Raw genomic sequence first — 1198 nt, 5'->3', positions numbered from 1 at the left:
ATTGACCAACGCATCTGCACCGGAAATCACTTCTTCTTCTAGCCGATTCAGCTCATTCAAACGTTCAGGTGATGCTTTTTCCAACACCCAAGGCGTTTTAGCTACAATCGCGCAAGTCGACAGCACTGGCTCCATTCGAGCGTAAATACGATAGCCTACATGCATCGCAATAATTTTCTCTCGAGTATTGCCATCGAAGTTTGCCGTGCGCTCGAAAAATATCGCTTCGCTTTTTAACGAATGGATACAAAGCGCAAGTATTACGTCTTCTTTGCTGCAAAAATGATTGTAGATGGTGCCCTTAGAATAAGAGCTAGCCGAGGTCAGCTTATCCATAGTGAGGTTCGCAAACCCCTGCTCTTGGACGAGTGACTTAGCCAGTTGAATAAGCTCAACTTCTCTATCCGCAATCGCTTGTTGCTTTTTGGTTAGCCCGGACGAGACACGACACCCGTCTCGCTTACCATCCTTTTTACAGCGAAAGTTAAACATAATCCTTTGATCCGTATACCCACACACTCCTGATAATTGTAACACGATTATGTAAAACAGGAACGTCACAATTTTTGACGAACCGTCATAATTGACACTTCGTCATAATAGATCAAAAAACAAACATTACAAGTATGAATTTATCCATAACGAAAAATTACAAAAATCTATAGTTTTATCATTAAAATGCAAAAACAAAGGCTAGACAAACTGATGTGCTGAAGATTTAGGCGAGAGATAGACGTTAAGCCAAGAGCTTACAAACTCGATATTTCCCAATACCTAAGATGCAAGCCATTGGCTCTGAGAGATAAGTGAATGGATTAAATTGAAAGGCTTGGTTTATCCCCTGCTGCTGCAATTGCGTAGCGAATATCGTCAATAAAACGAGATTCTGTTTCTACAATTCCATCAGAGAATGTCACTGGTTGATGTGGCCCAGCAAGTAGAACTACGTTTGTGAAGTCGGAAACATTAAAGTTTTCAGCGACAACATTCTTCGAGTGAAAATCAATCACCGTTTTCGCTACTTGATCTTCAAGCTCCAGCAACTGTTCTTCCGTAATTTTCATTCGCGCCAAAGCAACACGAACGCATTTATCATGTGTCGTTGTTTGCTCTTTGATTATCTCGGTGTACTTATCGTTTAACTTCGAGTTTTCTGCGTAGCTGTAGTACAGCGGGCCGTGCAACGTAATACTTTTGT

1 protein-coding gene and 1 pseudogene are annotated in these 1198 nt (G+C 41.3%); both read right to left on the bottom strand.

Features of this window, described 5'->3' with window-relative positions:
* Positions 1–492, bottom strand: a 492-nt coding sequence (locus tag R7P67_RS25265; RefSeq protein ID WP_318086377.1) for a TetR/AcrR family transcriptional regulator, incomplete at its 3' end; no start/stop codon positions are given.
* 323 nt (positions 493–815) lie between these two features.
* Positions 816–1198, bottom strand: a pseudogene (locus tag R7P67_RS25260) (XRE family transcriptional regulator); the annotation flags it as partial.

Source organism: Vibrio sp. Vb0937 (genome assembly GCF_033338855.1).
Note: the sequence above shows the minus strand (reverse complement) of the source record. Positions and strands in the feature narration are given on the sequence as shown.